Genomic DNA, 24740 nt, shown 5'->3' on the forward strand with positions numbered 1-24740 from the left:
GGAAGCCCCCCCCCCCGGCGGCTGACGCCCCTACGACGGTCCGGCTGTGGTCAGTCCCGGGCCGGTGCCAGACCGGCGGCGGTGAGCGAACGGCGTACCGCGGGCTGGACCCGGGTCAGCCGCAGCGGCACCCCGGTCCGCTCCGCCGCGTCCCGCCCGGCCATCAGCGCGGCGATCCCACCGGCGTCGAAGCCACCCGCGCCGACCAGGTCGACGACCACCTCGCTGGGCTGGCCGGTGACCGCCTCCAGCATGGCCCGGCGCAGCTGGTCCGCGCCGTCCCGGTCGACCTCGCCGCCCACCTCGACGACCACCGTGTCGCCGTTCTGCTTGACCGAGATCCGGGTTTTGCCCGGGTCGGGCTCGGCGGCGCCGTTCTGCCACGGCGGCGGCGCGTCGGCGAGCATCGCCTGACGCAGCCAGGTGAGCGCCCGCGACAGCAGCCGGGACACGTGCATCTGCGAGATGCCGAACCGGGCGGCGATCTCCGCCTGGGTCTGGTTGCCGTAGAAGCGCATGGCGAGGATTCGCCGCTCACGCCAGGGCAGTCGGTGCAGCAGCCCGCTCACCGTCACCCGGTCGTCGACCGATTCCAACGCGTTGTCCGACTCGCCGACCAGGTCCCCGAACTCGGCGGAGCTTTCCCCACCCACCGGCGCGTTGAGGGAGGCCGGGCTGTAGCCGGCCGCCGACTCCAGGGCGGCGAGGATCTCCTCCTCCGGGGTCTCCAGCCGAGCCGCCAGCTCGGCCACCGACGGGGCCCGGGACAGCTCGCTGGTGAGCGCGGCGGTGGCCTGCCCCACCTCGAGGATCAGGTCCCGCAGTCGACGGGGCACGTGCACGCCCCAGGTCCGGTCCCGGAAGTGTCGTTTGATCTCGCCCACGATGGTGATCGCGGCGTACGCGGTGAACGAGCCCCGTTCCGGGTCATAGCGGTCGACGGCGTTGACCAGCCCCAGCCGGGCCACCTGCTCCAGGTCTTCCAGGGGCTCCCCCCGCCCCCGGTACCGGCGGGCGAGCCGGCCGGCGAACGGCAGCGCGAAGCGCACCAGATCCTCGCGGGCCTCCCCCCGCCGCTCGGGCGGCAGCCCGGCGATCCGGGCCGCGTACGCCAGCGCCGCCGCGTCGAGATCCTCCAGACCTCGATCGGTGGGTGGTGGTGGTGGTGTGGTTGTGGTCGTGCTCGTCTGTCCGAACATCCGCGCCTCCCTCAGGAAGGTCCCCCGCCCGGATCGGGAAACCGGTCGTGCGCGTGGTCGAGCCACGCACCGGGCCGGAAAGTGGGTCAGTGACTGGGATGCCAGCGGGCGACACCGCCTCTACGCGGCGCAATTAGGCCGTCGCAGCCAGCGATGTTCCCGCTCCGTAGGTACTCAATCACGGGACCCAGGGTTCGCGAGGATGTTTCGGCGTCCTCCGTCTCAGGAGACCAACAACCCCTGGTGGCCGCCGCTGTCGCGGAGCACTGCGAGGGCCTCGGCGACCCCCAGCGGGGGCGGCGCGGGCAGGTCGTACGGCTGGGCGCGCAGGACCTCGGTGGCCCGGCGGGTGGGCACCGAGGTGACCGGGTAGCCCCGGGCGGTGGTCCGGTCCAGCGCCCGACGGCGTCCGCCGAACCCGGCCACGGCCAACCACTGCGGTAGCCCGGCCAGCGCGGGCGAGCGCACCCCGGGCGGCTCGGGCAACACGTCCACCGAGCTGAACGCCTCGCTGCCGGCCAGCCACCACTCGGCCTCGTCGACGCTGCGACGGGTGGCGTTCTCACACCAGTACGGCACCAGCCCCGCCCGCACCACCTGCCACGGGTCGAGCAGCCGGCCGCATTCCACCACCAACCGGTCACCGGTCTTGCCGGCGCGGCGCAGCCACCGCCGGTACAGGTCGGCCACACCCGCGCTCAGCACCGCCGGCCGGGGCACCAACACCCGGTGCAACGGGTGCTGGTGCCGGGTGGACCAGTCCCGCGCGGCCAGCTCGAAGCCCGAGTCGACGCCGTGCTCGGCGTACGCCGACGGCGCGGACACCTCCGGCGGCTCCCACCGGGTCGCGTCGCCGCCGACGGAGCGCAGCACCTGCCGCAACGCGTGGCTGTCCGGGTGGAAGTCCACCGGGTCCAACCCGCTGCCCGGGCAGCCGACCTGGAAGCTGTGCCCCGGACCGATCTCCAGCACCGGCCAGGTGCGCCCGTCGCGGACCAGCAGCACGGGGGCACCCGGCACCAGCCGGTCGGCCAGGAACTGCGCGTACGCGGCCGGTAGGGCCCTCCACGCGGCGGTCAGTGAGACGGTCGCCCCGGTCAACGCGCCACGGCTGGCCGGGCAGTGCACCTGGCGCAGGTGCAGGTCGGCGTTGCCGGCGAGCAACCGGGTGGCCAGTGCCGTGCCGTGCTCCACGGCGTCCGCCGGGCGGTCCACCCCGCCGTCGGACCAGTGCACGGTCATTTCGAAGCCCGCCGGCAGCCACGGCACGTCGAGGGCCACCGCGAGGTGCGCCGCCGCGCCGTGCGGGGAGCCGATCACCACCCCGGGGTAGCGCCGGCGGGGGAACTGGTCGACGAACCAGCGGGCCACCCGGGCACCGTCCACCTCGGCGACCTGGGCCACGGTGAGCGCGACCCGGCCGGCGGCGCGGGTGACCGCGGCGCGACGGACCGGCTCGGGAGCGCCGGGGAACCGGGACGTCGGCCCGGTGTACCCGAGGTCGGCGCAGTCCACCCCGCGCAGCGCCCGGGCGGTGGCGGCGACCAGCACCCGGGCCGCGCTGCCCGCGGCCACGACCCGGTCGCCGGCGAGACCGGCGCCATCGGCCGTGAGCCCCTTGTGCACCTTGTGCACCGGCCCCACCTTGCCTCGTTCGCTCACCACGCGGCCCGGCTTCCCGTCCCGATGGGGTTCAAACGGGGCATCACCCTCCCGGCGGCACATTCCGCTGGTCATCGGGGTGCCCCGGTCATCACCCGCGTTCGGTCGCTCGGGTTTCGCCAGGGCCAGGGCGGGCACTTGCGGGGCCATGCGCACCGACGACACCAGCGAGCCAGCCGCCGCCACGATCACCCCGTACGAGGACGGGCCGCTGCTGGTCCGCGGCGACTTCGCGCTGGTCACCCCGGATGGCGAACGCATCGACGCGCGGCGGGGCACGGTGGCGCTGTGCCGGTGCGGCAAGTCGGCGCTCAAGCCGTTCTGCGACGGCACCCACAAGGCGATCAACTTCCGCGCGGGCACCACCCGCGAGGGGTGAGCCCGCAGCCGCCCCGTCACGCAGCGCAAGCGCGCGCGGGAGCCGCACCAGAGACATCCCGCCTTTGCGCTGCACCCGCCGGTGCACCAGTTACCAACCGTGCCAGGGACGTGGAGCCTGGGGCGGGCATGGTGTCGGCTCGGCCAGGCGGGCGGTGTGGTGCATGGGCGGGTGCAGAGCAAAGGGTGAACTCCGCGCGGCACACCCCCCCCCACAGCCCAACCCAACACTCTCCGCCGGTCCCACCCGCATAGGGCGGGATCCGTCGGATTCGGCGATCCCCTCGGGTCAGACGAGCGCGGGCGGGGCCATCCCCGCGGCCGACGCGACGAGCGGCACTGTGGGCGGCAGGGCCGGCGGAGCGGGTGGCCGCAGCGAGCTGTGGCCGGCGGCCCAACTGTCCAGCAGATGGGCGGCGAACAGCCGGTCCACCGCGAGCCCGGCCGCCGCGCCGAAGAGCACGTCGGGGGCGAGGGCCGGTTCGACGCGCACCAGGCCCCCGCACAGGTCGTGCGCGGCGATCTGCTCGTGCACCGCGTCGGCCTCGACGTGCTCGTCGTAGAAGCGGGTGGCCACCTCGTCGAAGCCGAGCCGGCGCAACCCGTTGCCGTAGCGCCGGTTGGGCAGCGAGGAGGTCATCTCGAACGCGGCCAGGTGCCCGAGCAGCGCACCGCGCAGCCGTCGGTGCAGCCCGAACAGCGACATCAGGTTGTTGGTCGCCAAGGTCACCGCCGGCGCCACGTCGATGTGGGCGCCGTAGCTGGTGTCCAGGCCCAGCCGGTCGAGGGTGCGCCGGAACAGCTCGGCGTGCATCCGGTCCAGCCGCCCGTTGCCGTACTCGTCGGTCTGGATCTCCACGAGCGCGGCCTTCGCCGGACCACCGAGGCGGGGCAGCGCCCAGCTGTGCGGGTCCGCCTCCCGCAGGTGGTAGACGGAGCGGTGGGCGACGAACTCACGGAACTGGGTGCGGTCGGCGCGCCGTTGCAGCGTCGCGGCCAGCGCCGGCCCGTCGTCGGCCGCGACCAGCTCGGCCAGGCCGGCCGCCACCCCGGCGGCGGGCACCGTCGGCGCGCCGACCAGCCGGCGCAGCGCCGCCTCGAAGACCTGTTCGCAGCGGGCGCGCAGCGCCAGCAGTGTGGGCTGCCACTCCCACGAGTCGTCCACCCCGAGCCAGCCCCGGTAGTGCAGCTCGTAGCAGAGGAACAGCGTCAGCTGAAGGTCCTCGTCGGTGATCGGGTCTGCCGGGTCGAGGTCGACGCCGAGATCGGCCGGCAGGTCGTGCGGCGGGTGCCGCAGCGCCTCGATGACCGCCGCGGAGAGCGCGCCCCGCGACCTCGGCAGGGTCGCGGGACCGTAGCGGCGGTCGGACTCGAACATGGGGCCTCCAGCGTCGTCGGGCCGCTACTGATGCCCTGGCGCGGGCTGGCTAAACGAGATCGTCGGCGTTCACGGTGGCCTCCACCTGCTCGCGGACCTTCCGGGCCGGAGCCCCGTCGGCGTACAGACCTCGCAGGTCGGCGAACGCGGGCTCCGGCGGCGCCAGCGACACCGCCGGGTCGACAACCGCCTCCAGTACGCAGGGACGGTCCGCGGCGAGGGCCTCGTCCCAGGCCGCGCCGACCAGCTCCGGGCGGTCCACCCGCACCCCGTGCAGCCCCAACAGCCGGGCCCACCCGGCGTACGGCACGTCGGGGCGGCGGTGGGTCGGGTCGGACGACGGTTCCCGGCCGCCCCCCATGCCGTTCTGGTCCCTGTTGTTGAGCACCAGCACCACCAGCCGCGGGTCGCGCCACCGCTGCCAGAGGTGCGACACGGTGATCAGTTCGGCGAGCCCGTTGAGCTGCATCGCCCCGTCACCGACCAGCGCGATCACCGGCTGGTCAGGGGCGGCGAGCTTGGCCGCCACCGCGTACGGCAACGCGCAGCCCATCGAGCCGAGGGTGCCGCACAGCTGTGCGTTGACCCCGGGCGGCAGGACCAGGTGTCGGGCGTACCAGTAGAGCACCGAGCCGACGTCGACCGCGACCGCGCTGGTGCCGGGGATCCGGGCGGACAGCTCCTGGAGGACGAGCTGCGGGTTGACCGGCTCCGCTGCGGCGGCGGTGCGCTCGGCGGCGACCTCCCGCCACCGGTCCACCGAACTTTCCACGGTGGCGCGCCACTGCTGCTCGGACCGACCGTGTACCCGCGTCAGCAGCGCCCGCAGCGTTTCGGCGGCGTCACCGACCAGCGGCACGTCGGCCGGGTACCGGGTGCCGATCCGGCGGCCGTCGATGTCGATCTGCACGGTGCGCGCCTGCTCGGGCATCGGGAAGTAGTCGGTCCACGGGTCGTTGGTGCCGACCATCAGCAGCGTGTCGCAACCACCCATCAGCTCGGCCGCCGCCGGGGTGCCGACCTCCCCGAGCACCCCGGTGTGGAACGGCAGCCGCTCGTCGAGCACCGGCTTGCCCAGCAGCGAGGTGGCCACCCCGGCGCCGAGCCGGTCGGCGATCTCGATGATCTCGGCGGCCGCGTCCCGGCCGCCCTGGCCCACCAGGATCGCGGTCCGCTGGCCGCCGCTGAGCAGCTGCGCGGCGGCGTCCAGGTCCGCCTCGTGCGGCAGCACCCGGGCCAGCGGCTCGCCGGGAGTCGCCGAGATCACCGCGGCGTACGTCTGGAGGTCGGGCACCAGGGACTCCTGCAACTGCCGGGGCAACACCACGCAGGTCGGGCTGCGGGTCGCCGCCGCCGTGCGGAACGCCTGGTCCAGCAGCGCGCCCACGTCCTCGGGGCGGCGGCCGTACCGGACGAACTGGTTGCACACGTCCCCGAAGAGCCGGCTCAGCCCGATCTCCTGGTGCGCGCCGCCGAGCGGCCCGGAAATGTCCTCCCCGACGATCGCCACCACCGGCTTGCTGTCCAGCTTGGCGTCGTAGAGGCCGTTGAGCAGCTGGACGGCGCTGGGCCCCTGGGTGGCGAGGCAGACCCCGATGCCACCGGTGAACTTGGCGTGCCCGGTGGCCATGAACGAGGCGGTCTCCTCGTGTCGGGCCGGAATGAACGCCGGTTCACCGCCGGTCCGGTCCAGCGCGTCGACCAGTGGAGCGATCGCCTCACCCGGGTACCCGAAGGCGCGGGGAACCCGCCACGCCAGCAGCCGCTCCACCACGACGTCCGCAACCGTCCGGTCAACCATTGCCGCGCCCCGGTGTGCTGGGGTCGACGTAACGCAGTACCGCGCCGACGCCGTCGGTCAGGTCGGGCGCCTCGTCGGGGCCGAGCACGGTCAGTGCCGCGTCGGTGCCGACGAGCGCCCGGACCAGCGCCGCGTCGGCGCGTACCCGCTGCGGGTCGGCCACCGACATGGCGGCCAGCTGCCCGGGGTCGACGGCGATCTCGGTGGGTTCCGGGCCGATCCACAGCTCACCGTTTGCCGACGGGTCGTCCACGATGATCATCGTGTCGACCTGGTTGCGTTGCAGGGCCGAGACGACCGCGTCGAGACCCCCGCCCACGTCCTCCTGCACGCCGAACTTGTCCAACGCGGCGCTGATCCGCTGCTCGGCGATCTCGGCGATGGTCTGCACGGTGAGGTCGTCCAGCAGCGTCTGGTCGGCGCCGCCGGCCCGGGAGCCGGCATCGGTCCGGACCACCAGGTCCTGCCAGCGCTCCGGCATCTGGGCGGCGATCATTCCGGTGGCCCGGACGTCACCGGCGACCACCACCACGTCCGCGCCGACCCGGTCGGCCAGCTGCACGGTCGCCGCGGTGACGTCGCCGGCGTTCTGGTGCCACGCCTCCATCGCCGCCCGCTGGTAGCGCGACTGGGACCAGCCGCCGGGCTTCACCCGCCGCAGCGGGTACTCGTCCCGGCCGGCGACGTGCGCCCGCCGGGGCACCCCGCCGGCGCTGACTGCCATCGCGTCGGCGCCGACCCGGTCGGCGACCACCCGTACCCAGGCCACCTGCTCGCCGCGTTGGGCGAGCAGCGGCATCACGTGCGGCAGCAGCCCGTAGCTGGCCAGATCGCGCAGTGGCGGCGCGGACAGGTACTCGGAGAGCACCACCCGGCCGTGACTGGCGAAGACCGCCAGGCCGTAGTCACCGACCATCGGGTCGTGACCACGGATCACCCGGTCCAGCGCGGCGACGCTCGCCTCGTCGGCCCCCTGTTCGGCGAGCCGACTCTGGAGGGCGCGCCAGCGCAGGTCCAGGGCCGGTTTAGCGTCCTCCGTGTCCGCGGAGGCGTCCAGATACACCGAGCACCACGGCCCGGGACGGTCGTAGAGCGGGCGCAGGAAGGACAGCTGCATGCTCGACCCCTTTCCAGCTCGGCCCCCCGCTTACCCGGGTCGCCCGGGATGTCACCTCGCGGCCGTGAGCCCGTGACCCGGTTTCATTCACGTCGTTCAACCGAGGACGTCGATACGATCTGTGAACACAAGCGGACTCTCGGTGGTGAAGATGGACAGCGGACTCGATACCCGGCGGATCGTGCACCCGACGGAACGAATCGTCACCGGGCGGCTCGTCCGCCTGCTCGACGGCTACACCCGGGAGGTACGCGTCGGTCAACCGGTGCTGGTCGCGGTGCTCGCCGCGGCGGCCTTCGCCCGGCTGCCCGCCCTGCTGCTGCGCTCGCTCTTCTCCTTCGGCGGTGGCCGCACCCGGCGTCGCTGGAAGGAGTTGAAGCAGGGCCCGGAATACCTGGTCACCCCGGTGCGGCTGCGCAACACCGCCGGTCAGCTCTGCGAGGTGGAGCTGCACGGTCACCTGCCGCAGAGCGCCCTGCACCCGGCGGATCAGGTGCAGCTCACCCTGCGCCCGCAACGCGACCCGGAGCTGCCGCCCCGGATCGAGCGGATCGTCAACCTCACCACCGGGCAGTTGCTGACCCCGCGTACCGCGACGCTCTGGTCGCATCTCGGGCCGCCGCTGCTGTTGCAGGCGTTCCTGGGCGCGCTGTTGCTGGCCGGTGTCGCGGCCTGCTCCGCGCTGACCTGATCTCACCCGGCCCGACCACTGCCGAACGGCCCCCGCGCCGGCTCAGCCGCTCAGCCGACCCCGGGCGGGCTCGCCGCTCAGCCGACCGGGGCGGGCTCGTGGGCCGGCTGCCGGTCGACGCCGAGCATTCCCCGGCGGCGGGCCCAGCGCTCGAAGGCCAGGGTGGCGAACGGCGGCACCGCGCTGGCCAGGGCCACCGCCGTGGCCAGCAGGCTCCACCGGTGCAGCCGGGCCACGGCCAGCACCAGCAGGACGTACGCGACGAACAGGCCGCCGTGGATCGGCCCGAAGATCTTGACGCCCAGCTCGTTGTCGGTCGGGCCGTACTTGACCAGCATGCCGACCAGCAGGGCCAGCCAGGAGCAGGCCTCGGCGATCGCCGCCGCGACGAACAGCCGGGTCACCTTCTCGCGCATCCGCACGCCACCACCTTTCGGCCCGCAATGCTATCGGTGTGCTCCGGCTTGGCTAACAGGGCGGGCAGTTGGGTAGGTAAAGGACCATCGGGTCTTCCCCCACTCGCCGATCACGTGCGAGGTTAGGGGAACCAGCGGTGACAGGGTGGTGACCATGGGCGAGGACGTCGGCGTGCGAACCTTCAGTCGAGAGGATCGGGCCCGCTATCGCGACAAGGTGCGCCGCTGCCTGGATGTTTTCGCCGAGATGCTGCGCGAGTCCCGTTTCGACGTCGACCGGCCGATGACCGGCGTGGAGATCGAGCTGAACCTCGTCGACGAGGCGTCGAATCCGGCGATGCGCAACGCCGACGTGCTGGCGGCCATCGCGGACCCGAGCTTCCAGACCGAGCTGGGCCAGTTCAACATCGAGATCAACGTGCCGCCGCGCCGGCTGACCGGCACCGGCACGGCGGACTTCGAGGAGTACGTGCGGGCCAGCCTGAACGCCGCCGAGGTGAAGGCTCGGGCGATCGGCACGCACATGGTCATGATCGGCATCCTGCCGACGCTGCGCCCGGAGCACCTGACCGCCGAGACGCTCTCGGCCAACCCCCGCTACAAGCTGCTCAACGAGCAGATCTTCGCGGCCCGCGGCGAGGATCTGCCGATCGCGATCAGCGGGGTGGAACGCCTGGCGGTCACCGCCGACACGATCACCCCGGAGGCGGCCTGCACCAGCACCCAGTTCCACCTCCAGGTCAGCCCGCCCCAGTTCGCCGACTACTGGAACGCCGCCCAGGCGGTGGCCGGCATCCAGGTCGCGGTCGGCGCGAACTCGCCGCTGTTCTTCGGCCGCGAGCTGTGGCGCGAGACCCGCATCCCGCTGTTCCAGCAGGCCACCGACACCCGGTCGGAAGAGATCAAGGCCCAGGGGGTACGGCCCCGGGTCTGGTTCGGCGAACGCTGGATCACCAGCGTGTTCGACCTGTTCGAGGAGAACGTACGGTATTTCCCGGCGCTGCTGCCGGTCTGCGACCCGGAGGACCCGGCGCAGGCCCTCGCGGCCGGCGAGGTGCCCAATCTGGCCGAACTGCGGCTGCACAACGGCACCGTCTACCGGTGGAACCGCCCGGTGTACGACGTGTCGCGTGGCCGACCGCACCTACGGGTGGAAAATCGGGTGCTGCCCGCCGGCCCGACCGTGCTGGACACCATCGCCAACGGCGCCTTCTACTTCGGGTTGGTCCGCGCCCTCGCCGAGTCGGACCGGCCACTGTGGTCGCAGATGTCGTTCAGCGCCGCCGAGGAGAACTTCACCAGCTGTGCCCGGCACGGCATCGACGCGCAGGTCTTCTGGCCCGGTCTCGGCTACCTGCCGGCCACCGAGCTGGTGTTGCGCCGGTTGCTGCCGATGGCGCATCACGGCCTGGACCGGTGGGGGCTCGACCCGGCCGAGCGGGACCGGCTGCTCGGCATCATCGAGCAGCGCTGCCTGACCGGCCGCAACGGCGCGACCTGGCAGGTGGAGACGCTGCACCGGCTGGAGACCGCCGACCACCTGGACCGGCCGGCGGCGCTGCGTGAGGTGGTCCGGCACTACGTGGACCTGATGCACAGCAACCGGCCGGTGCACGAGTGGCCGATCCCGTGAGCGCGCCGGGTGGCCCGATCCGCGCGGGGCTCAGCCTCGCGGGGTGGGAACACCGAAGAGATCGATGATGCCGCCCGGCAGCTGGGCGAGCAGGTCGTGTCGCTCGTCGTCATTCAGCGCCTCGGCGACCGTACGCAACACCGCCTGGGCGTGTTGACGCACCTGGTCCGCATCCGCGACCTGCTCCCGGTCGCCGACGTGCTTCAGGAACTCAGCGATGTCCCACCGGCGGCCCTGCGGATTACGGGTGACCGACGCGTCCAGCCGATCCGGCAGCTGTGCCGCCAGGTTGTCGGCCTCCCGTCCGGCGAGCCGTTCGCCGAGCACCGACAGAACGGCCTGTACGGACCGCACAGCCTCGTTCTCACCGAGGCCCGCGCGCTGTCGTACCGTGGCGATCATCTGCTCGTACTCCATGCCCCGCTCCTTCGGTCTCGTCGGCATGCCGTCAGGCCTGCCTGCGGACGCACGGGACGAGTTCCCACGCTCCCTGGCCACAAACGGCGGGCGTCCGGTCCCCTGCTCGGCGGCTGCCTGACGCCGCCCTCGTTAGCCGCCCGCCGCGTCCCAGGGGGAAGGGTCGTCGCGCAACCGGCTGTAGAGGTACCCGTCGCGCCACTGACCAGCCCGAAACTCGCTGGCCCGCACGATCCCCTCCAACTGGAAGCCGGCTTTCTCCAGCGCCCGCTGTTCGGCCACGTTCTCCGGGTGGGTGCCGGCCTGGATACGCTGCGCCGGGCTGTGCTGGAAGAGGTAGTCGCAGAGCAACGCCTGCGCGCGCCAGCCGATGCCCCGTCCCCGCCAGGGCGGCAGCAGGACGATGCCGATCTCCCAGTACGACGCTCGGCCGGCGTAGCGCCCCGCGCTGTAGCTGACGATGCCGGCGGCGGCCCGTTCCGGTTCGACCTCGACGATGAGCCGCCCGTCGTCCTCGCCGAGGTACCCGTCGACGGCGAACCGCCGCGCCGGCGCGCCGGCGTCCGTGAAGCCGGCCCAGTCCAGACCGATCAGGCCCGGCTCGGTGCATAACCGCCGGAACATCGCCAGGTCGGGCTCGGCGACCGGCCGCAGCCGGACGGTGAGGTCGGCCGAGGCCGGCACCGACGTGCCACCACTGTCCATGGCGACACGCTAGCCCGCCGCCGGACGTGGGGCGTGCCCCGAGTTTGCGCCGTGTGCACGGAGGGCGACCCGCGGTGGTGGCCGAGGTGGTGGTCGGCTCCTTCGGAGCTGATTCGTTTGCGACATCAGCTCCACAGGCAGCGCGTGCAGCAGTCCCCCGCCGGCACACCTGCCGCTCGGTCAGACCTTGAGCAGCACCTTCGTACAGTCGTCCTGTTTCTTTTGGAAGATCTTGTAGCCCTTCGGAGCGTCCCGCAGCGGCATCCGGTGGCTGACGATGAAGCTCGGGTCGATCTCGCCGCGCTGGATGCGCTCCAACAACGGTCGGGTGTAGCGCTGGACGTGGCACTGACCGGTCCGCATGACCAGCGAACGGTTCATGAACGCGCCCATCGGGAACTTGTCGACGAAGCCGCCGTACGCGCCAACGACCGAGACCACCCCTCCGGAGCGGCAGGCCAGGATCGCCTGCCGCAGCGCGAAAGGCCGTTCCGTCTCGACCCGCGCGGCCTGCTTGGCCCGGTCGTACGCGTACATGGTGGCGTTGCCGTGGTGGCCTTCCATGCCGACCGCGTCGATGCAGGCGTCGGGGCCTCGGCCGGCGGTCATCTCGTTGAGCGTGTCCAGTACGTCGACGTCCTCGTAGTTGATCGTCTCGGCGTCGATGTGCTCCTCGGCCAGCCGCAGCCGGTACGGGAACCTGTCGATGACGATCACCCGTTCCGCGCCGAGCAGCCGGGCGCTGGCCGCGGCGAGCAGCCCGACCGGCCCGGCGCCCCAGACCGCGATCACCTGCCCGGGCTTGATGTCGCACATCTCGGCGCCCATGTAGCCGGTGGGAAACACGTCGGCCAGCGTCACCGCCTGGTCGTCGCTGATCTCGTCGGGCACCTTGACCGGACCGACGTCGGCGAACGGCACCCGGGCGTACTCGGCCTGACCGCCGGCGTAGCCGCCGAGCAGGTGGGAGTAGCCGAAGATGCCGGCCGGCGAGTGCCCCATGATCTTCTCGGCGATGCCGGCGTTGGGGTTGGAGTTCTCGCAGACCGAGTAGAGGCCGCGCTGGCAGGACGAGCAGTGCCCGCAGGCGATCGGGAAGGGCACCACCACCCGGTCGCCGGGGGCGAGGTTGCGGACCTGCGGGCCGACCTCCACCACCTCGCCCATGAACTCGTGGCCGAGGATGTCGCCCTTGCGCATCGCCGGGATGTAGCCGTGGTAGAGGTGCAGGTCGGAGCCGCAGATCGCGGTGGTGCTGATCCGGACGATCGCGTCCCGGGCGTTCATGATCTTCGGGTCGGGTACGTCGATGACCTTGACGCTGTCGGTGCCCATCCAGGCGGTGGCCTTCATTCTCGGTCCCTTTCGGAGAGCTCGGGCGGTCAGCGGCGGGAATCCGGCAGCGGCTGGGCGGGGCGCTGCATGGCCTGTTGGCGTACCGAGATGCCGTTGGGGCTGCCCTCGGAGCGGACCACCTCGCCGGTCTCCAGCATCTGCTTGAACCGGCGCAGGTCGTCCCGGATCTGCTGCTCCGGTTCCTCGCCGAAGAGCTTCGCCACCGCCCGGCCGAGCGTCCCGGCCGGCGGCGCGTAGCGCAGCTCCACCCGTACCTCGGTGCCCCGGTCGCCGGGCGCGGGCACGAACCGCACCCGCCCGGCGTTGGGCACCCCGGTCCCGGGCAGCGAACGCCAGGTGATCGACTTGTTCGGCTGGTCGTCGATGATCTCGGCATCCCACTCGATCCGGTGCTCGGCCGGTCCCCGGGCGATCCAGTGCGAGCGGCGCAGGTCGTCGGCGCGTACGGATTCCAGGTGCGCCATGAACCGGGGCAGGTTCTCCATGTCTCGCCAGAACCGGTACGCCTCGGCGGGTGACCGGTTCACCGTCACCGCGATCTCCAGCCGGATCAGCCGGGAGCGGGCCCGGCGGGCCCGGCTGATGCGTACGGCGGCGAGCACGTCGACGGCGGTGATGCCGGCGATGGCGAGGGTGGTCAGCGCGACCCTGCGGCGGCGTTCACCGCCGCGGTCGGCGAGGGCTCGCCCGAGCAGGGTGAGGTCCATTGCGTCGCCGGCCACCCGGCTCCAGGCCCAGCCGGCCGGGCGCCGGCCGCTGAGCAGGCCGGCGGCGCTGCCCAGCTCCCGCAGGCCGATGGCCGGAAGCACGGCCCGCGCGGCCGGGGAGTCGTCCACCCCCGTCATCCGGGCGATGGGTCCGGGCGCGACCAGCGCGCCCACTCCCAGGGCCAGGCTCAGCAGGCCGAGCGCGCCCGGCAGCGTCGCCGGCACCGGCCCGTCCAGCTCCGGCAGGAGCACTGTGTCGACACGACTCATGTCCGGTCCCTTCCGGTGGGCGTCGCCGCCGGTCCGCCGGCGGGGGCGGCGGTGGTCCCCGCCCCCGTGACGCTATGTCCTACACGTGCCGCATGCGCCAGGTTCGGCCCAGAACATCCGATGCGGGCAGAGTGGGCGGGAACACGTCCTGACCGAGGAGCGCCGCCCGACGTTAGAAGGGTCCCGCACCGGGTAGCCGGCACCCGCTGTTAGCAGCGCCCGAGGAGGTCTGATGTCGGCGACCAGCGCCTTCTTCGAGCGGTTGACGGTCGCCGGCCAGGATCCGCGGTTCAGCAAGGTCTGTGGGAGTGTGCGGTTCGACATCCGCGACGACGGCCACCTGGAGCAGTGGCTGCTGGACATCGATCATGGCCAGATGCGGGTCACCAGAAGCGGTGATCCCGCCACCACGGTGATCCAGGTGTCCGCGCAGCTCGCGGAGGCGATGGCGCGGGGCGAGGTGAACGGGCTGGCGGCGATCACCCGGGGCGAGATCATGGTCGACGGTGACCTCGCCCTGGCGTTGCGCATCGGGCGGCTGTTCCCGCGAGAGCCCGGGTCGCTTCAGCCCGACGACCCGGACAGTGGGACGTGACCGATGAGGGACATCGCGGGCACCGCGGCCTGCATCGACGGGAACACCTTCATGGTGTCCGACGCCAGCGGCGACGTGGAGTCGTCCCCGAGCACCCCGGTCGGCCTCTTCGCCGCCGACACCCGCTTCCTGTCCCGCTGGCGACTCACCGTCGACGGCGAGTGCATGACCGCGCTGTCGGTGGACGACAGCCAGTACTTCGAGGTCACCTTCTTCGTGGTGCCGGGCGCGGCGGTGGACTAGGTGGAGGCCGACGTGTCGGCCATTCGGCGCAGGCGCATCGGCCCGGACCTCACCGAGTCACTGACGATCTTCAACTACGGCGAGCAGGACGTGACGCTCGACGTACGCCTGGAGGTGGCGGCCGACTTCGCCGACATCTTCGAGATCAAGTTCGGCATCGGCGACAAGACCGGCGCGCACTACACGCACGTCGGCTCGAACGAACTGCGGCTGGGCTACCGGCGGGGCACCTACCGTCGTGAGGTTGTCGTGTCGGCGAGTGAGCCCGCCGAGTTCGACCCGGGAGGCCTCCGGTTCACCGTCCGACTGTGCCCCGGGCAGCAGTGGTCGACGCGGTTGCGGGCCGTGATGCGGGCGCTGCGTCCGGACGGCGTCGACCTGCGCTCCACCCTGCGGGCCCAACGGCCGGACGACTCCACCCTACCCACGAGCGTGCGGGCCTGGGTCGCGGCGGCCCCGACCCTGGACACCGAGAGCGTCGCCCTTCAGCAGGTCTACCACCGCAGCCTGTTGGACCTGGCGGCGCTGCGCTTCGCCCCGCTCTCGCTCGGCGGCGCTACCGTGCCCGCGGCCGGGTTGCCCTGGTTCATGACCCTCTTCGGTCGCGACAGCCTGTTGACCTGCTTGCAGACTCTGCCCGTCACCCCGTCACTGACCCCGCCGACACTGCGGATCCTCGCGTCGCTGCAGGGCGCCCGGACCGACGACGTGCTGGAGGAGGACCCGGGCCGGATCCTGCACGAGCTGCGCTACGGGGAGTCGGCCGCGTTCGAGGAGCAGCCGCACTCCCCCTATTACGGCACGGTGGACGCCTCACCGCTGTTCGTGGTGCTGCTCGACGAGTACGAGCGGTGGAGCGGCGACACCGCGCTGGTGATGGAGTTGGAGCAGGAGGCCCGTGCGGCGCTGGACTGGATCGACAGGTACGCGGACCTGACCTCCACCGGCTACGTCTGGTACCAGCGTCGCAACCGCGCCACCGGGCTGGACAACCAGTGTTGGAAGGACTCCTGGGACAGCATCTCCTACGCCGACGGCCGGCTGCCGGGCTTCCCCAGGGCCACCTGCGAAACCCAGGGGTACGCCTACGACGCGAAGATCCGAGGAGCACGACTGGCCCGTGACGTGTGGGACGATCCCACGTTCGCCGAGCGGTTGGAGCGCGAGGCGGCGGCCCTGTACGACCGGTTCAACCGGGACTTCTGGCTGGAGGACGGCGGCTTCTACGCCCTCGCGCTCGACCACGACGGCACCCCCGTGGACAGCCTGTCATCCAACATCGGGCACCTGCTGTGGAGCGGCATCGTGCCACCGGAGCGGGCTGCCCGGGTGGTCGAGCACCTGATGGGTCCGGCGCTCTTCTCCGGTTGGGGGGTGCGGACGTTCGCCGAGGGGCAGCGCCGCTACAACCCGCTCGGCTACCACAACGGCACGGTCTGGCCGTTCGACAACTCGTTCATCGCCTGGGGTCTGCGCCGCTACGGGTTCGGCAACGAGGCGGCCCGCATCGCCGAGGGCATCCTCTCCGCCGCCACCTACTTGGAGGGTCGGCTACCCGAGGCGTTCGGCGGGTTCGACCGCGACACCACCCGGTTTCCGGTTCGGTACCCGACCGCCGGCAGTCCGCAGGCGTGGTCCAGCGGCGCCTCCATGCTGCTGATCCGCACCATGCTCGGGATCAACCCGCACGAGGACCACCTGGCCGTGGACCCGGCGCTGCCCACCACCTTCGGGCAGATCGCGCTGCTGGACATCCCCGGCCGTTGGGGCAAGCGCGACGCGTTCGCCCGCCAACGCCCCGACCAGCGCTGACGGCACGGTCAGCTGAGGCCAGGACTCCAGACCTTCGCCGGCGGCTGACCACCGCCTCCGTTGCCAACGATGGACGGCCCGCACGCGCAGAGCGTGCGGGCCGTCCATCGTCACACCCGACCCGATCGGGCCACGATGATCAGAGAACCATGTTGACGCCGGTCGCCTTGCACGCGGTGCTGACGTCCTTGCCGGCCTTCTCGAAGGCCGGATTGTCGGCGGCGGTCGCCGGGTCCGCCGCGGCCGCGGCCTTCGCCGCCTCGGCGCCGAACGCCCGCAGGGCATCGGCCAGCTTGCCGTCGCCGGTCGAGGCGGCCGTGGTCACCTTCTGCTCCAGGTCAGTCAGGAGCTTCTTGAAGTCCGCCGCCGACGCCTCGCCGGTCGTGGCGACCTTTACCAGCTCGGCCCGCATCTCGTCATTGGCCTTCTTCATCGACTCGCAGAGCTGCTTGTCACTCGCGCCGCCACCCCCGGCCGGCGTGGCGGCGGCGGACGTGACCGCCGAGGACGGGGCTGCGGACGTGGGAGCGGGCGTGGTGGATCCGGCGGTCGTCGCCTTGTCACCGTCGCCACAGGCGGCGAGCGCCGTCGTGGCGGCAAGAATCAACAGGGCAGAGATAAGACGAGATGACTTCACGGACGGGCACGATAGTCGAAGTCCCATCGATGATCAATTCGATGGATCCCTCGCCCACTCTGGACGGCTGCGCAGCGTCTGGTCATGGTGAAGCCGCGTCCCGGAGGGCGAGGATGGAGGTCGCCGTCAGTGCGACGGCGCGGTCCTCGTCGTGCGACAGGTCCGTGAGGGCTCGTACGGCGGTGTTCCCTGGGATGTCCGCCAGCGCCTCGGTCAGCCGCCGCCGTACAGACGGTGCCACGCCGCTCCGTCCGAGGCAGGCAACGAGCCGGATCGCGATCTGGTCTGCCAGCGCGGGATCGGCCGCCAGCAGGCTCAGCGCGTCCGCGGCGTCGACATCCTTGGTCTCCTCGACAACCATGTCGATCAACGGTGGAACCGCCTCCGCCACTCCGCGCGCCCCGAGCGCCAGAGCCGCGTAGCCGCGGACCACCATGTCGGGGTTCGCGAGGGCGTCCCGCAGCACGTCGGTCACCGCAGCGTGCGGGATCTCGGCGACGGACTGGACCGCACGCCTGCGTACCTCGGCCTCCGGTGAGCCGAGGCCCTCAACCAACAGCGCCAACCCGCCGTCGCCGGACTGCGCCAGCGCCCAGCGCAGGGCTCCGGCGACGTTCGGGTCCGACTCACTCAGCACCGCCTCGACAAGTGCCTCCACCGGCACCGGACCGACCGAGGACAGGGCGGCGCGTTGGCGGGTGCCCGCGCTCTCCGAGGCGAGTGCCCGAAGGAGCGTGACGACCTGAAGGACGTCCGCCCAGTCGGCGGGGTCTGCGGCACCGATCTGACGAAGTCGGCTGAGCAGCTCCATCTCATCCGCGATGCGGAGCCGCGTCCGCCGGATGAGGTCGTTGACGAGTTCGGCGGGTGTGAAGCCGGGATCGTCGAGCGCGCGGCGGACGTCACGTAGTGACAGGCCCAGCGACCGCAGGCTCTCGACGTGGAAGATCAGCCGGATGTCCTCGCTGGTGTACTCGCGATAGCCGGCACCGGTGCGACCGGTGGGCCGGATCAGCCCGAGCGCGTCGTAATGCCTGAGCATGCGGGCGCTGACCCCGGACCGTCGCGCCACCTCACCGATCAACACCCGGCGTCATCCCTTCTCGCCCGTCGGGCCCGAGGGCGACGACCCGCTTCGCCGCCTCGATCGCGAACTCGAACCCGGCATCCGGGTCCCGCATCAGCCGTTGGGTGGCGACCGCGTGCACGCGTACGCGCGGGTCGAGATCCACCGTCGCGGCGCGCAGGATCGGCATGACCACCTCGCCGAGCGCGATCAGCGCCCGGCTGAGACTCAATTGCATCTCCCGCCCGCCCCGCCCGAGCTGCGTCGACAACACCGTGGCCACCTCGAGCTCCCCACCGGCGGGTACGAGCGCGACCGCCGCGCGCCAGGCGCTCCGCGCCACCTCGTCGTCGGCGTCGGTCAGCAACGCCCGGGTGATCGCCGGCCAGGCTCGCCGGTCCCCGACCTTGGACAGCGTGTGCAACGCCTGACTTCGGGCCTGCGCGCGCTCCGAGCGAAGCTCATCGGTGAGCTTCGCGACGGTCAGTGCGGGTGGGTGGCGCAGGAGCGCCCAGGTGAGCATCTCGCGTACGGAGAAGTCGGGCTCGACCGCGCATCGCTCGATGAGGGTGTCGATGAGCTGCGGATCCGGGCTCGTGCCGACCGCGAGCGCCGCGCGCAGCCGCACCGACGAGTCGCTGCTCGCCAGCGCGCGAAGAACCCTCGTCGCGGTCCCGTCCTGTTTCGGCATGATCATCGGAAGCACCTCCTCGAACCAGTGCAGACCTTGTCACTGTGTCAAGGTCAACCCCGTACCCGCTGCGGCTCAGGGCGCAGTCGTACGCCGCCCCCGGCACGGGCGGCCACCATTGTGGACGGCGGGCTGGTAAGAAGAGGCGAGATTCCTCACCTCAGGGAGACGATCGTGGCACCTTCCCACCTGTCCCGCCGTTCGCTGCTGACCGCCGGTGGCGCCGCCGCCGTCGCGCTCGGGGCGGCCGCGGCCAGCCCGTCCGCCGCCGCCGCCAGACCAGTCGAGGGCCCGATCGACACGCCGACGGAGGCGCTGCGCCAACTGCTGGCCGGCAACCGGCGGTTCGCCTCCGGCCACGGCCGGCACCCGCACCAGGGGCTGGCCGACCTGCACCGGCTCGCCGCCGGCCAGCACCCGTTCGCCATCACCGTCGGCTGCGCGGATTCCCGCGTGGCCCCCGAGGTGCTCTTCGACCAGGGGCTGGGTGACCTGTTCGACAACCGGGTGGCCGGCAACATCGTCGACGACCTGCTGCTTGGCAGCGTCGAGTTCGCGGTGGAGGAGTTCGGCAGCCTGCTGATCGTCGTCCTCGGTCACGAACGCTGCGGCGCGATCACCGCCACCATCGACGCCATCCGCACCGGCGGCACGGCACCCGGGCACATCGGCACCATCGTGGACGCCCTACGTCCGGTCGTCGAGCCGGTGCTGGACCAGCCCGGCGACCCGGTGGAGAACGGGGTCCGGGCCAACATCGCCGCGCAGGTGCGGGCGCTCAGCGCACGCAGCACGATCATCGCCGAGAAGGTGCACGAGGGCGCGCTGCGCGTGGTGGGCGCCCGCTACGACCTGGACAACGGGCGGGTCTCCCTGGTGGCCTGAGGCGCTCAGCTGATGGCCAGCTCGTGGGGGCTGCGGCGGTTCGGTACGGGCCGGTCGAATGGGCGCTGCGCGCCTGGACCCACCGGCAGCTCCGCCGCAACTAGCTAGGGTGCTGACATGGTCGATCGGCACCAGGTGATGAACTTCCGGGTCCGAGCCCAGCAGCTGAGCCGGGACGAGGGCACGCTCGCCGACACCGCCGTGCTGGACATCGGGGTGCAGAACACCGGTCCGGACGGCGCCCGGTGGGCGCTGGCGGTGCGCGGGGTGGACGTGTCCGCGCTGTCCGACCCGGACATGGTCCTGCTGTGGACCGTGCGGGGCGCGCCCCACCTGTACCGGCGGGCGGACGTTGCGCAGGTGGCGGCCGCCGTCGAACCCTTCTCCGATGCCGACGCGGGCAAGCGCATCTACGACGCCGCCAAGCCGTTGAAGGCTGCCGGCATCGACAATCTCGCGGCCCTGGACGAGATCGCCGCCCGGATGCGGGCCATCGTCACCGCGCCGACGGTGAAGGGGGACGTCTCCGGCCGCCTGACCGCGGGGCTGCCCGAGCCGTATCTGCGGTTCTGCCGGCCGTGCGACGCCACCCACCTCTACGAGATGCCGTTCCGGCTCGCTGCCGTGCGGGCCGGGCTGGAGTTGCAGCTCGACACCTCACCTCCGGTCCTGCGGCGCATCACCGGGTTCCGGAAGGCGGCAGCTCCGGGTGACCGCTTCGACCTCATCCGTACGTACCTGCGCCTGCTCGGGCCGGCCACCCCGAAACAGGTGGCCGACTATCTCGACGCCCCGGTCAAGGACGTGAAGGCGCACTGGCCCGACGATGTGATCGAGGTGACGGTCGGCCGCGAGGTGCGCTCACTGCTGGCCGCCGACGAGGATGCGCTGGAGTCGGCCGACGGCCGGGCCACCCGCCTGCTCGGCCCGTACGACCTGTTCCTCCAGGCCAAGGATCGGGCCACACTGGTGCCGGACGCCGCCCACGCCAAGGAGTTGTGGCCGGTGCTGGGTCGCCCCGGCGCGGTCCTGGTCGACGGCGAACTGGTCGGCACCTGGCGTCCCCGCAAGTCCGGCACGACGTTCACTGTCGCCGTCCAGCCGTGGCACCGGCTGTCGGACGCCACCCGTAAGGCCATCACCGCACAGGCCGAACGCCTCGCCGCGTACCGCTCCGTCTCGCTTAGCGGCGTCGACTTCGGCAGCTAGCCGGGGCGCCGACAGTCACTCCACCGTCCAGGCGATGGCGGGAGGGCGCACCCGAGCGCAGATCGGCTCACCGGCGGCATCGGTCAGCCCGACCCGGCCGACAAGCGTCCCGCTGCCCTGGTGGGCGGCGCGCAGCAGCTCGGTCGGGACGTCGGTGAACATCAGCTTCGCCCGTCGGAACATGGCGAAGCCGTCCTGGGTCACCGCGCCCCAGCTCAGATAGAGAAATCGCGCCCCGGGGCGGCCGTGCACCCACGGGCCGCCGACGTCGAGCATTCCGTCGACCTCGCGGCTGGACACCTCCATGGACCAGGTGGCGCTGGCCGCGTCGGCCGGCACCTGGTCGACCACCTCGGTCTTGCGCTGGACCCCGACGTGCACGTTGCTCAGCCGCAGCGCGTCTGCCTCCCGACCGGGACGCCGACCGGGGAGATCGCCGCCGTCGATCCGGATCCGCATGCGGCCCACCGCCTCCTGGCAGGTCAGCCGAGGGCGGCGCATCGCGCCGCGCCGCGACGGCTGAACGGCACCATCGGCCGCGCAAAGAACAAGTGGCAAGGAGATCACACTCCCTGCCACTTCTAACGTATATCGCACCGGGGGGCTTGCCGCAAGACCCCGGTCGTGGCGCAGAATCGGCGGCCGGACCAGCACAAAAGAGGTAACGGGGGCGCGACGTGGGTGTGTTGTCGATGGACGGGGGCCGCGGCGACCGGGTACCGCTGGTGGATCTTCGGGAGGTCGACGAGACGCAGGTGTCGGTCGTCGGCGGCAAGGCCGCGCACCTGGGCGCGCTGTCCCGGATCGACGGCGTCCGGGTGCCGGCCGGTTTCTGCGTGACGACTGCCGCCTTCCGACGGATCATGACGCAGGTGCCGTCGATCGACGATCTGCTCGATCGGCTGTCGCGGCTGAGCCCGGATGACCGGGAGGCGATTCGCACGCTCAGCGCGGAGATCCGCCGCAGCGTCGAGGAGACCCCGATTCCGGGCGACCTGGGCGCCGCGATCACCGGCGCGCTCGCCCGGTTCGGCGAGCAGGCCGCCTACACGGTGCGGTCCAGCGCGACGGCGGAGGACACGCCCACGGCGTCCTTCGCGGGCCAGCAGGACACCTACCTGAACGTGGTGGGGCCGGAGGCGATCCTGCGGCACGTCAGCAGGTGCTGGGCGTCGCTGTTCACCGAGCGGGCCGTCATCTACCGCCTGCGCAACGGCATCGACCACCGGACGGTGCAGATGGCTGTCGTCGTACAGCGAATGGTTTTTCCGGATGCCGCCGGCATCCTGTTCACGGCGGACCCGGTGACGGGCAACCGGAAGGTCGCGACAGTGGACGCCAGCTTCGGTCTCGGCGAGGCTCTGGTGTCCGGTCTGGTGAACCCGGACGTCTTCACGGTGCGCGACGGCGAGGTCGTGACCGGCACGGTCGCCGCCAAGCAGCGGGCCGTCGCTGCCGTGCCGGGTGGCGGGACGCGGGAGGTGGCGATCGAAGCGCAGCGGCGGGAGCAGCCGGCGCTGACGCAGGAGCAGGTGGTGCGGCTGGTCCGGCTCGGGCGACGGATCGAGGCGCACTTCGGCCTCCCGCAGGACATCGAATGGTGCCTGGTCGACGACGACTTCCAGATCGTGCAGAGCCGGCCGATCACCACGCTGTTCCCGGTCCCCGCGGCCGATGACCAGGAGAACCATGTCTACCTCTCGGTCGGTCACCAGCAGATGATGACCGACGCGATGCGCCCGCTGGGGCTCTCCATGTGGCAGTTGACGGCCATGGCCCCGATGCGGGAGGCCGGCGGGAGGTTGTTCGTCGACGCGACCCGGCTGCTGGCCTCCCCCGCCAGCCGCGCTGGCTTCCTGAAGATGGCGGGGCGCGATGATCCGCTGATGAAGGACGCGCTGGAGACGGTCCTCGACCGTCGGGACTTCGTTCCGACGCTCCCGGACGACGGCGGTCCCGGTAGGCCGACGACCGGCGGCGCGCCCACGTCGATCGAGACCGACCCGGCCATCGTGACCGAGCTGATCGAGCGTAGCGAGGCGTCCATCGCCGCCCTGCGGCGCGACATCGCGACGGTGACCGGCACGGCGCTGTTCGACTTCCTGCTGACGGCCTTCCAGGAGCACAGGCGGGTGCTCGGCGATCCGCTGAGCATGCAGGCGATCATGGCCGGGATGGAGGCCACCTGGTGGCTCAACGACCGGTTGCAGGAGTGGCTGGGTGAGAAGAACGCCGCGGACACCCTCACCCTGTCCGCCCCCGGGAACATCACGTCGGAGATGGGGCTGGCGCTGCTCGACGTCGCCGACGTGATCCGTCCTCATCCGGAGGTGGTGGCGTTCCTGCGGGGCGTCGAGGACGACGGCTTCCTCGACGAGCTGCCGAAGGTCGCGGGCGGGGACGAGGCACGCGCCGCCATCGAGACGTACCTCGACCGGTACGGCATGCGCTGCGTCGGGGAGATCGACATCACCAGGCCGCGGTGGAGCGAACGCCCCAGCACGCTCGTGCCGGTACTCCTCGACAACGTCAAGCTCTTCGAGCCGGGCGCGGCCAGGCAGCGCTTCGAGCAGGGCCGACAGCAGGCGCAGCGGAAGGCGCAGGAGGTGGTGACCCGCCTGCGGGCGCTGCCGGACGGAGAGCAGAAGGCCGACGAGACCGCGCGGATGATCGACCGGGTGCGGACCTTCATCGGCTATCGGGAGTACCCGAAGTACGACATCATCAGCCGCTACTTCATCTACAAGCGGGCCCTGCTGGCAGAGGCCGAGCGCCTGGTGCGGGCCGGCGTGCTCACCGGGACGGAGGACGTCTATTACCTCACCTTCGAGGAGTTCCACGAGGTGGTGCGCTCGCACCGGGTGGACGACAAGCTGATCCGGCGGCGCCGGGACGCGTTCCGGTCGTACCAGGCGCTCACCCCGCCCCGGGTGCTGACCTCGGACGGCGAGATGATCACTGGGGCGTACCGGCGCGACGACGTGCCGGCGGGCGCGCTGGTCGGTGTGCCGGTGTCCGCCGGGACGGTCGAAGGACGGGCCCGCGTCATCCTGGACATGGCGCAGGCCGACCTCGAAGCGGGTGACATCCTCGTCACCGCCCACACGGACCCGAGCTGGACGCCCCTGTTCGTCGGCATCGCCGGTCTGGTGACGGAGGTCGGCGGGTCGATGACGCACGGCGCGGTGATCGCGAGAGAGTACGGCCTGCCGGCGGTCGTGAGCGTGCTCGACGCGACCCGGCTGATTCGCGACGGGCAGCGGATCCGCGTGCACGGCAGTGACGGGTACGTCGAAATCCTGCCCTGACCGACCGCGCGGACCCTGGCCGAACCCGGGTGGCCGTCGCCCAGCACGCCCTGGAGCCGATCCTGCTGCAGTTCGGGCGCTGGGGAAGCCAGTCCCCCCAACTGCCCGAAGGCACTCTCGGCATCGACTCCCTGCTGCTCAGCATCAAGGCAGCCTTCGATCCGGCGCGCACCCCGGACCTCGCCGGCAGCTACGCGTTCCACATCGACGCCGACACGTACCTCGCCGAGGTCGCCGGCGACGCGGTGCAGATCCGTCGCGGCCCGGCGGCCGATGCCGATGCGGCGCTCAGCGCAGACATCGGCACCCTTCGGGCCCTCTGTGGACAGGAGATCACCATGGCCGCGGCTGTTGATTCCGGCGTGGTGCGGATGAGCGGTGACGAGGATGCCCGGCGGCGCCTCACCGATCTACTCCTGGCCCCGTTCACCCCGGCACCCCACCCCGCCACCCCCTGACGCCCTGCCGCCCTGACGCCCGGCCGCCCTGCCGCCCTGCCCGGTCGATCATGGAGTTGTGGTGGGCCGCAAAAGCCGCGGTCCACCGCCAAACCGGCACCACAAC

22 protein-coding genes and 1 pseudogene are annotated in these 24740 nt (G+C 72.0%); 9 read left to right on the plus strand and 14 right to left on the minus strand.

Annotation, left to right across the window (positions count from 1 at the left end; translation table 11 throughout):
- Positions 1-50: 50 nt before the first annotated feature.
- Together ABZU52_RS21720 and ABZU52_RS21725 are read right to left on the minus strand one after the other, a co-directional pair.
- Entirely contained in the window at positions 51-1199 is a 1149-nt protein-coding gene (locus ABZU52_RS21720) for a SigB/SigF/SigG family RNA polymerase sigma factor (protein WP_354972812.1), read from the minus strand.
- Positions 1200-1421: 222 nt separating this feature from the next.
- Positions 1422-2864: a hypothetical protein gene (locus tag ABZU52_RS21725; protein WP_354972813.1), complete on the minus strand. Its 1443-nt coding sequence runs from the start codon at positions 2862-2864 to the stop codon at positions 1422-1424.
- A gap of 145 nt (positions 2865-3009) precedes the next feature.
- Here ABZU52_RS21725 and ABZU52_RS21730 point away from each other — a divergent pair, with 145 nt between their 5' ends.
- Positions 3010-3240 (plus strand): CDGSH iron-sulfur domain-containing protein, encoded by a 231-nt coding sequence (locus tag ABZU52_RS21730; protein ID WP_112587484.1) that lies wholly within the window; start codon positions 3010-3012, stop codon positions 3238-3240.
- A gap of 288 nt (positions 3241-3528) precedes the next feature.
- Here the strand turns inward: ABZU52_RS21730 and ABZU52_RS21735 are convergent, their stop codons facing one another.
- The 3 genes from ABZU52_RS21735 to ABZU52_RS21745 are packed head-to-tail and all read right to left on the minus strand — an operon-like array spanning position 3529 to position 7535.
- Positions 3529-4617: an iron-containing redox enzyme family protein gene (locus ABZU52_RS21735; RefSeq protein WP_354972814.1), complete on the minus strand. Its 1089-nt coding sequence runs from the start codon at positions 4615-4617 to the stop codon at positions 3529-3531.
- A gap of 49 nt (positions 4618-4666) precedes the next feature.
- Positions 4667-6418: a thiamine pyrophosphate-binding protein gene (locus ABZU52_RS21740; protein WP_354972815.1), complete on the minus strand. Its 1752-nt coding sequence runs from the start codon at positions 6416-6418 to the stop codon at positions 4667-4669.
- On the minus strand, positions 6411-7535 hold the full coding sequence (locus tag ABZU52_RS21745; protein ID WP_354972816.1) for a Vms1/Ankzf1 family peptidyl-tRNA hydrolase: 1125 nt from the start codon (positions 7533-7535) through the stop codon (positions 6411-6413). Before ABZU52_RS21745 ends, ABZU52_RS21740 begins: the two co-directional genes overlap by 8 nt.
- Before the next feature lie 142 nt (positions 7536-7677).
- On the opposite strand from ABZU52_RS21745, the gene ABZU52_RS21750 reads away from it, so the two are divergent.
- Positions 7678-8226 (plus strand): hypothetical protein, encoded by a 549-nt coding sequence (locus ABZU52_RS21750; protein WP_354972831.1) that lies wholly within the window; start codon positions 7678-7680, stop codon positions 8224-8226.
- A 77-nt stretch (positions 8227-8303) separates the two neighbouring features.
- Here the strand turns inward: ABZU52_RS21750 and ABZU52_RS21755 are convergent, their stop codons facing one another.
- The gene (locus ABZU52_RS21755) at positions 8304-8642 is read right to left on the minus strand and encodes a DUF3817 domain-containing protein (RefSeq protein WP_354972832.1); all 339 of its coding nucleotides are present in this window, start codon (positions 8640-8642) and stop codon (positions 8304-8306) included.
- A 154-nt stretch (positions 8643-8796) separates the two neighbouring features.
- Between ABZU52_RS21755 and ABZU52_RS21760 the strand changes: the two genes are divergently transcribed.
- Positions 8797-10275: a glutamate--cysteine ligase gene (locus ABZU52_RS21760; protein WP_354972817.1), complete on the plus strand. Its 1479-nt coding sequence runs from the start codon at positions 8797-8799 to the stop codon at positions 10273-10275.
- Between the two features lie 30 nt (positions 10276-10305).
- Here the strand turns inward: ABZU52_RS21760 and ABZU52_RS21765 are convergent, their stop codons facing one another.
- The 4 genes from ABZU52_RS21765 to ABZU52_RS21780 form a co-directional block, all read right to left on the minus strand.
- Complete coding sequence (locus tag ABZU52_RS21765; RefSeq protein ID WP_354972818.1) at positions 10306-10692, minus strand: DUF2267 domain-containing protein; 387 nt, start codon at positions 10690-10692, stop codon at positions 10306-10308.
- Positions 10693-10824: 132 nt separating this feature from the next.
- Complete coding sequence (locus tag ABZU52_RS21770; RefSeq protein ID WP_354972819.1) at positions 10825-11397, minus strand: GNAT family protein; 573 nt, start codon at positions 11395-11397, stop codon at positions 10825-10827.
- 180 nt (positions 11398-11577) lie between these two features.
- Entirely contained in the window at positions 11578-12750 is a 1173-nt protein-coding gene (locus ABZU52_RS21775; RefSeq protein ID WP_354972820.1) for a zinc-dependent alcohol dehydrogenase, read from the minus strand.
- Positions 12751-12779: 29 nt separating this feature from the next.
- On the minus strand, positions 12780-13730 hold the full coding sequence (locus ABZU52_RS21780) for an SRPBCC family protein (protein WP_354972821.1): 951 nt from the start codon (positions 13728-13730) through the stop codon (positions 12780-12782).
- 232 nt (positions 13731-13962) lie between these two features.
- Between ABZU52_RS21780 and ABZU52_RS21785 the strand changes: the two genes are divergently transcribed.
- On the plus strand, positions 13963-14325 hold the full coding sequence (locus ABZU52_RS21785; RefSeq protein ID WP_354972822.1) for an SCP2 sterol-binding domain-containing protein: 363 nt from the start codon (positions 13963-13965) through the stop codon (positions 14323-14325).
- A gap of 3 nt (positions 14326-14328) precedes the next feature.
- Positions 14329-16380: pseudogene (locus tag ABZU52_RS21790) on the plus strand (glycogen debranching N-terminal domain-containing protein).
- A 139-nt stretch (positions 16381-16519) separates the two neighbouring features.
- On the opposite strand, the gene ABZU52_RS21795 reads toward ABZU52_RS21790, so the two are convergent.
- The 3 genes from ABZU52_RS21795 to ABZU52_RS21805 all read right to left on the minus strand — a co-directional run bounded on the left by ABZU52_RS21795 (position 16520) and on the right by ABZU52_RS21805 (position 18774).
- Positions 16520-17017, minus strand: a complete 498-nt coding sequence (locus ABZU52_RS21795) for a hypothetical protein (protein ID WP_354972823.1) — start codon at positions 17015-17017, stop codon at positions 16520-16522.
- A gap of 82 nt (positions 17018-17099) precedes the next feature.
- Positions 17100-18104, minus strand: coding sequence for a HEAT repeat domain-containing protein (locus ABZU52_RS21800; protein ID WP_354972824.1), 1005 nt, complete (start codon positions 18102-18104; stop codon positions 17100-17102).
- The gene (locus ABZU52_RS21805; protein WP_354972833.1) at positions 18091-18774 is read right to left on the minus strand and encodes a HEAT repeat domain-containing protein; all 684 of its coding nucleotides are present in this window, start codon (positions 18772-18774) and stop codon (positions 18091-18093) included. Before ABZU52_RS21805 ends, ABZU52_RS21800 begins: the two co-directional genes overlap by 14 nt.
- A 174-nt stretch (positions 18775-18948) precedes the next feature.
- Here ABZU52_RS21805 and ABZU52_RS21810 point away from each other — a divergent pair, with 174 nt between their 5' ends.
- On the plus strand, positions 18949-19659 hold the full coding sequence (locus ABZU52_RS21810) for a carbonic anhydrase (protein ID WP_354972825.1): 711 nt from the start codon (positions 18949-18951) through the stop codon (positions 19657-19659).
- A gap of 117 nt (positions 19660-19776) precedes the next feature.
- Positions 19777-20868, plus strand: a complete 1092-nt coding sequence (locus ABZU52_RS21815) for a winged helix DNA-binding domain-containing protein (RefSeq protein ID WP_354972826.1) — start codon at positions 19777-19779, stop codon at positions 20866-20868.
- 15 nt (positions 20869-20883) lie between these two features.
- Here ABZU52_RS21815 and ABZU52_RS21820 read toward each other — a convergent pair whose 3' ends face one another.
- A complete protein-coding gene (locus ABZU52_RS21820; RefSeq protein ID WP_354972827.1) occupies positions 20884-21327 on the minus strand; it encodes a DUF5990 family protein in 444 nt (147 codons plus the stop codon).
- 233 nt (positions 21328-21560) lie between these two features.
- Here ABZU52_RS21820 and rph point away from each other — a divergent pair, with 233 nt between their 5' ends.
- Both rph and ABZU52_RS21830 read left to right on the plus strand, forming a co-directional pair.
- Complete coding sequence (gene rph, locus ABZU52_RS21825) at positions 21561-24176, plus strand: rifamycin-inactivating phosphotransferase (RefSeq protein WP_354972828.1); 2616 nt, start codon at positions 21561-21563, stop codon at positions 24174-24176.
- 29 nt (positions 24177-24205) lie between these two features.
- Complete coding sequence (locus ABZU52_RS21830; protein WP_354972829.1) at positions 24206-24634, plus strand: hypothetical protein; 429 nt, start codon at positions 24206-24208, stop codon at positions 24632-24634.
- The last annotated feature ends 106 nt before the right edge of the window (positions 24635-24740 follow it).

The sequence above is a fragment of the Micromonospora sp. NPDC005220 genome, from assembly GCF_040607895.1.
Lineage (GTDB): Bacteria > Actinomycetota > Actinomycetes > Mycobacteriales > Micromonosporaceae > Micromonospora.